The organism is Flectobacillus sp., from assembly GCF_049240685.1.
GTDB lineage: Bacteria > Bacteroidota > Bacteroidia > Cytophagales > Spirosomataceae > Flectobacillus.
Map to the genome: position 1 here is coordinate 1 of NZ_JBMLSD010000212.1, position 6,438 is coordinate 6,438.

The following is a 6,438-nucleotide window of genomic DNA, read 5'->3' on the forward strand; positions in this document are numbered from 1 at the left end:
CTAGACTCTTACTTCCTGATAGCCTCCTCATATTCTGCAGGCGTATTAATACTTTTTAGCATTTGTGGATTGGGAGCCTGAATCAACTTAATCGGTTGCTGAGACAATACTCGCATCGCCGATTTTTTTCCTTGCTGATAAGTCTCTAGTAAGTCTGGAAAAATAGTTGGTTCATAAATGGTAATGAGTGGTTCTGGGAAAAACTCATCAGGATTTTGAAAAGCTGTAGCTTTTTGAGAAACATCTCTAGCGTTAATCAGATATTGAATCGTTTCATGAGTAACAAAAGGCATATCACAAGCTACCACCAGCCAAGCTTGTTCGGGCTCGTGTTGAAAAGCAGAAAGAATACCCACCAAAGGGCTATTCAATTCTTGATAGGCATCATATATATAAGGATAGTCGCTATGCTGGTTGGCATTGAGTGAAACAAAGACTTTTTCACAAAACTTCCCTAATAACTCAAACAGGTAAGCCTCTTGAGTTTTCCCATGATATTGAATCAATCGTTTTTCACGACCCATACGAGAACTTTGTCCTCCCGAAAGTATCAATCCATTCATTAGGCTTTATAATCGCTTTTTCCTCCAGTTTTTGACAAGAGTTTGGTTTCTTTAATCACTAAATCATGTGAAAAAGCTTTACACATATCATATACGGTCAATGCGGCAATAGTTGCACCAGTTAGAGCTTCCATTTCGACACCAGTTTTGGCTGTTAAAGTACACGTACAATCAATGACAACATCGTTGCCTTGTATTTCGATATTGAATTTACATGAATCCAATCCTAGTGGATGACATAAAGGAATCAAATCTGATGTCTTTTTAGCTCCCATTGTACCAGCAATGATGGCAGTTTGGAAAACCGCCCCTTTTTTGGTTTGGATATCGCCATTGACAAATTGCGCCACAATTTCGGGCGTAAGTGCTATAATACTTCTGGCAGTTGCAGTGCGTTTGGTAATAGTTTTGCCCGAAACATCCACCATAGAAGGATTATGCTGAGTATCTAAATGTGAAAAATCTTTATTTCCTGATTGTTCTTGCGTCATTGTTCAGTGTTTTTTACAAAAATACGGTACGCCTCCTCAAAAGGTAAGGTAAATTGTAGAAATTTGTCTTTTCAAGTTTTATCATAAAAAGAAAAAAGCTAAAAAAACGTTCTCAAAGTTATGATAACCTCACAAGAAGCATACAATATTATACAACAATATACTTTTCCTCAGCAAAACGAAAAAGTAGCGTTGCTAAGTTCAAAGGGCAGAATCTTAGCTGAAAGCATTACGGCAGACAGAGACTTCCCTCCTTTTAATCGCGTGGCCATGGACGGTATTGCCTTTGCTTACGAAGGTATCAATCCAGAAGCCATGTTGGTCGAGCAAATTCAGTTTGCTGGTGAAACACAAAAACAGCTTCAAAATACTCAGGCTTGTATCGAAATCATGACTGGAGCGATTTTGCCTTTGGGTTGCGATACAGTAGTACGATATGAGGACGTAGTTATAGAAGAAGTCGAAGGAAAAAAAGTAGCCAAAATTACGATTCCATTTGAAGAAATTACTCGTGGGCAAAATGTACACCGACAAGGTTCTGATAAAATCGCTGGACAAACGCTGTTAGAAGCAGGTATCAGAATCAGTCCAGCCGAAATTGCGGTGATGGCGTCAGTCGGTAAGCAAGAGGTACAGGTAGTTGCATCGCCGAAAGTGGCTGTGATTTCGACAGGTGACGAATTAGTAGATATTTCGGTAAAGCCCGAAAGCCATCAAATCCGTATGTCAAATTCCTATATGTTGGCAGCGGCTTTACAAACTTGGAACATTGAACCGAGTCTATTTCATTTGACTGACGACCCTGAAGTATTAACCGAAAAGCTCACCCAAATTTTAGAAGAGCATGATATCATTTTGCTAAGCGGTGGTGTTTCGGCAGGAAAGAAAGATTATGTACCTGAGATATTGGCTCAATTAGGTGTAAAAAAATGTTTTCATAAAGTAGCCCAAAAGCCAGGAAAACCATTTTGGTTTGGCACAAAAGATGTAGAAAATAACGAAGGTAAAAAATTGGTTTTTGCCCTTCCTGGCAATCCTGTTTCTACCTTCTTATGTTTTTGTAAATATGCTTTACCTGTGATTGCACAGCAAAAACCTAAAGTAGAGCAAGTGAGTTTGGCAAAAGAGGTGTTTTTCAAACCAGCGCTTACGTATTTTGCACCAGCACAGGTATATTTTGAAAATGGGAAAATGTTGGCTATTCCGTTTGAGGGCAGTGGCTCGGCAGACTTTGCTAATTTGACCAACTGTGATGGATTTGTGGAACTGTCGTCTGAAAAATCTCATTTTGAAATTGGAGAAATAGTAAATTTCGTACGTTTTCGTTAAATTGAATTTTTCTCATAAGAGCAATAGGCTACTGCGCTTATTGCTCTTGTACTTTTTGATATTACTTACTTCATTCAACCCAATTTTTTGATTATGAAACTGATACTTCACACTTTCCAATTACCCCTAAAACATACATTTACTATCACTCATGAGTCGAGAGATATACAACCAACGCTGATTGTCGAACTACAAGATGGCGATTTTAGAGGTTTTGGTGAGGCTACAGAAACGCCATATTACGGCGTAACTATGGAAAAAATGACTGCTCAATTGGAAGCAGTGAGAGACTTTGTTGAGAGCTATGATTTGCAAGACCCAAAACAATTTTGGGAAGATGTATTTCCTTATTTAAAAGATGAACACCCTTTTGCATTGTGTGCGTTGGATATTGCGGCTAATGACCTTTGGGCGAAGAAAAAAGGATTGCCTCTATACAAAGCTTGGGGACTAGACCCTAGTAATAATCCTATTACTGATTACACTATCGGGATAGATACTTTGGAAAAAATGGTGGATAAAATGCAAGAAATGCCTTTTCCATTATATAAAATCAAATTAGGCACCAAAGAAGATATCAAGATTGTACAAGAGTTGCGCAAACATACGGACGCAGTGTTTAGAGTAGACGCCAATACGGCGTGGAGCGTAGAAGAGACGATTCAGAATGCTATTGCCTTAAAGGATTTGGGTGTTGAGTTTATCGAACAACCGATGAAAGCAGATAATTGGGAAGGAATGAAAAGAGTATTTGCCGAATCAGTACTCCCGATTATTGCTGACGAAAGTTGTATTGTAGAAGAAGATGTTGCGAGATGTTATGGCTTTTTTCATGGCGTAAATATTAAGTTGATGAAATGCGGGGGGCTTACTCCTGCCCTGCGCATGATTGCTCATGCCAAAAAGCTAGGCTTGAAAGTGATGGTAGGCTGTATGACCGAATCGAATGTTGGTTGCTCGGCTATTGCACAACTCCTTCCATTATTGGATTATGTTGATATGGACGGTATCTTGTTGGTTGATGATCAAATCTCAACAGGAGTTGTCATTGATTATGGTAAAGTGATTTATGCTGAAGAAAATGGAACTGGCGCAAATCTAAAATGATTTTAGCTGCATTAAGCTTTAATGCTTTGAGCAATAGGCTAGTTAGAACTGTACAAAAGCTTCCAAACTATTGCAGATTTGGGATTTCTGATTTCGGAAATAAAGAAGTCTACACTTCCGAAATCCAAAATCCAACATCCGAAATAAATGGCTTTGTACTCTACTACGTTACTGTTCCAAATACTTTTATTAAAAAGTTGACTTGTAAACACTCTCTTAATTAGGTTTTATCCAAAGTTAAATTATGATTTTTTATTCATCAAAAATACCAAACAATACCCTTCAAACCATCGACCAAGATTATTATTGGTTTAGTGGTACGGCTTATTTGGGTATTGCACAGCATCCTACATTTAAGCGAAATCTGATTGAATCTTTGGTTCAGTGGGGAAGTTCGTGGGGAAGCTCAAGAAACAACAATGTTCGCCTTTCAATCTATGAAGAGGCCGAGCAAGCTTTAGCCCAATTTTTTGGTGCACCTGCCGCATTGACGGTTGCTTCGGGTATGTCGGCAGGTCAGGTGACGGTATCGTATTATCAAAGTTTGGAATATCATGTTGAAATAGCACCCAAAACGCATCCTGCTCTTTGGCCTCACCACAAGCACTTGCCAATTGATTCTTACGAAGAATGGGCGAGTACGATTTCAGAAAATATTTCAAAAAATCTTGCTGAAAAAATTGTGATTTGTTCTGACTCCGTAGGCTCTCCGTATGTCGAAGACTTTGATTTTAGTTGGATTAAAACTTTACCCAAAAATAAAGAAATCGTCGTTGTAATTGATGCTTCACATAGCTTGGGTATTCAACATGTGGCGGACTTTTTGGGTTTTGAACCAGACTTTAACGACAATATTCATTTGATTGTGACAGGCTCGCTTAACAAAGCTATGGGTATGACTGGCGGTGTGATTTTGGGTAAACCCGAAATTATCAATCACCTTCGCCACACGCCTATGTTTGCGGGAGCATCACCCATGATGCCTGCCCTATTGGATGCCTTTATGCTTAGTACAGGATTGTATTATGAGCAAAAAGAAAAGCTCCAAAAGAATATCCAATATTTTACAGAAAACCTTGAAGTAGATTACTTGGATACTATCAAGAATTACCCTGCCTTTTGTACCCACCGAGAAGGATTACATGACTTTTTGAAAAACCATGGAGTTATGACATCCTGCTTCCCCTATCCTACGGTACATGACAAACCCGTAAGCCGTTTGGTAATTAGTGCCATGCACAATGAAGACGAACTTTTGTATTTAGCTCAATTGTGCAACCAATTTGCTAAAATATCAGGATAAGGATTTCAAAAGAAAACTGTATTATCGGGAAAAATTGTAAAACCATAATTAGTGGTCTACGAAAAAATAAAGCTTAGAGCTATTGATAAAGGATATAAGCTTTATTTTTTGTACACCCAAAAACCAAAACAAAATACTACTTGCACTCTCAATTGATATTTGAACCATTTGAACAGATGAAAAGAACACTTATAATCTTCTTGACAATCTTGGCAATGTCAACACAGCTTTATGCTCAAAAAATAGATTTTCAGTTACTACCTGAGTTGATGAAATCTCAACCAGAAAAATTTCAATTTATTCTTGATAATGCTGATAGACTTCGGGTTCAAATTGTCTACACCCAAATAGATAGAGATGTCCTAAACCGTCCGAGCTTCAGGACTTATGGCTTCAGGCTAAATCCTCAAGAGTATTTTTATCCTGCTAGTACAGTAAAACTTCCTGCCTGTGTATTGGCTTTAGAAAAAATCAATCAGCTCAACAAAAAAGGGCTTAGCAAAGATACTCCCATGTTTACGGGAGCCGAGTACGAACGTCATACCGCTGTTACAGGAGATAGCACCTCTGCCAATGGCATGGCTTCGGTAGCTCATTATGCCAAAAAAATCTTAATGGTATCGGATAATGATGCCTTCAATCGCCTATATGAATTTATGGGGCAAGAGGGGTTTAACGACCGTCTCCACGCCAAAGGCTTGAAAGATACCCGAATTATTCATCGTCTGGAAGTGGGCATGACTGTGGAGCAAAATAAAAGAACTAATCCCATTAGCTTCAAGGAAAATGGTCAAGTGGTTTATGAGCAACCCATGATTACTGCATCGAAGGAATATTTTCCAGTTTCACCAATCAAATTAGGCAAGGGATATATCAAAGGGGATGCCACGATAAACGAACCTTTTGATTTTACGCAAAAGAACTTTTTTCCTTTAATCGAACAGCAACAGCTATTACGCTCAATTATTTTTCCCAATGCCGTTCCCAAAGAACAACGCTTTGATTTGACTTCTGAAGATTACCAGTTTTTACATAAGTATATGTCTCAAATGCCGACAGAAAGCAAATACCCTGCCTACAGTCTCCCTGATTACTGGCCAGCGTATTGTAAGTTTCTGATGTATGGAGGGCAAAAAGATGCTGTGATTAACCCCAATATTCGCATTTTCAATAAAGTAGGTGATGCTTATGGTTTTTTGTTGGACAATGCCTATATCGTTGATTTTGAAAAAGGAATTGAATTTATGTTATCAGCAGTGATTTTGTGCAACGAAGACCAAATTTTTAATGACAGCAAATATGATTATGACACCATCGGTTTTCCTTTTATGAAAAATTTGGGTGAATTAATATATCAATATGAAGCAAATAGAACTAAAAAGCATCTTCCTAACTTGAGCAAGTTTAAGTTTCAATATGATAAATAAACCACTGCTCGGCATAGTTTTTGCGGGTTGAAGGGGGCGTCTTAACCCCCAATTCTGAATATGAAGCTAATTTTAATAGTATTTTCTTGGGTTGTGCTGATTGGCTCAACGTGGTTGAACCCAGGTAAAAATAATAATGCAAAACGAACTAAGGCCGACTCTTCTATTACACAAGTCATTGATCAATTCGGACATCGTTTTGCACCCGATAAAAGAAC

General features: G+C 38.3%; 6 protein-coding genes. 4 read left to right on the forward strand and 2 right to left on the reverse strand.

From position 1 onward, the window contains the following. Window positions 1–8 precede the first annotated feature (8 nt). A complete protein-coding gene (locus ACOVQ4_RS09685; protein WP_421820449.1) occupies window positions 9–563 on the reverse strand; it encodes an NTP transferase domain-containing protein in 555 nt (184 codons plus the stop codon). Continuing rightward, window positions 563–1,054 (reverse strand): cyclic pyranopterin monophosphate synthase MoaC, encoded by a 492-nt coding sequence (gene moaC, locus ACOVQ4_RS09690; RefSeq protein ID WP_421820450.1) that lies wholly within the window; start codon window positions 1,052–1,054, stop codon window positions 563–565. Before moaC ends, ACOVQ4_RS09685 begins: the two co-directional genes overlap by 1 nt. Before the next feature lie 120 nt (window positions 1,055–1,174). On the opposite strand from moaC, the gene ACOVQ4_RS09695 reads away from it, so the two are divergent. The 4 genes from ACOVQ4_RS09695 to ACOVQ4_RS09710 all read left to right on the forward strand — a co-directional run bounded on the left by ACOVQ4_RS09695 (window position 1,175) and on the right by ACOVQ4_RS09710 (window position 6,220). Then, window positions 1,175–2,383, forward strand: coding sequence for a molybdopterin molybdotransferase MoeA (locus tag ACOVQ4_RS09695; RefSeq protein WP_421820451.1), 1,209 nt, complete (start codon window positions 1,175–1,177; stop codon window positions 2,381–2,383). 93 nt (window positions 2,384–2,476) lie between these two features. Then, entirely contained in the window at window positions 2,477–3,490 is a 1,014-nt protein-coding gene (locus ACOVQ4_RS09700; protein ID WP_421820452.1) for a dipeptide epimerase, read from the forward strand. Between the two features lie 244 nt (window positions 3,491–3,734). Continuing rightward, window positions 3,735–4,793 carry an aminotransferase class I/II-fold pyridoxal phosphate-dependent enzyme gene (locus ACOVQ4_RS09705; RefSeq protein ID WP_421820453.1) on the forward strand — a complete coding sequence of 353 codons (1,059 nt, stop codon included), beginning with the start codon at window positions 3,735–3,737 and terminating at the stop codon, window positions 4,791–4,793. Between the two features lie 176 nt (window positions 4,794–4,969). After that, window positions 4,970–6,220 (forward strand): serine hydrolase, encoded by a 1,251-nt coding sequence (locus ACOVQ4_RS09710; RefSeq protein WP_421820454.1) that lies wholly within the window; start codon window positions 4,970–4,972, stop codon window positions 6,218–6,220. The last annotated feature ends 218 nt before the right edge of the window (window positions 6,221–6,438 follow it).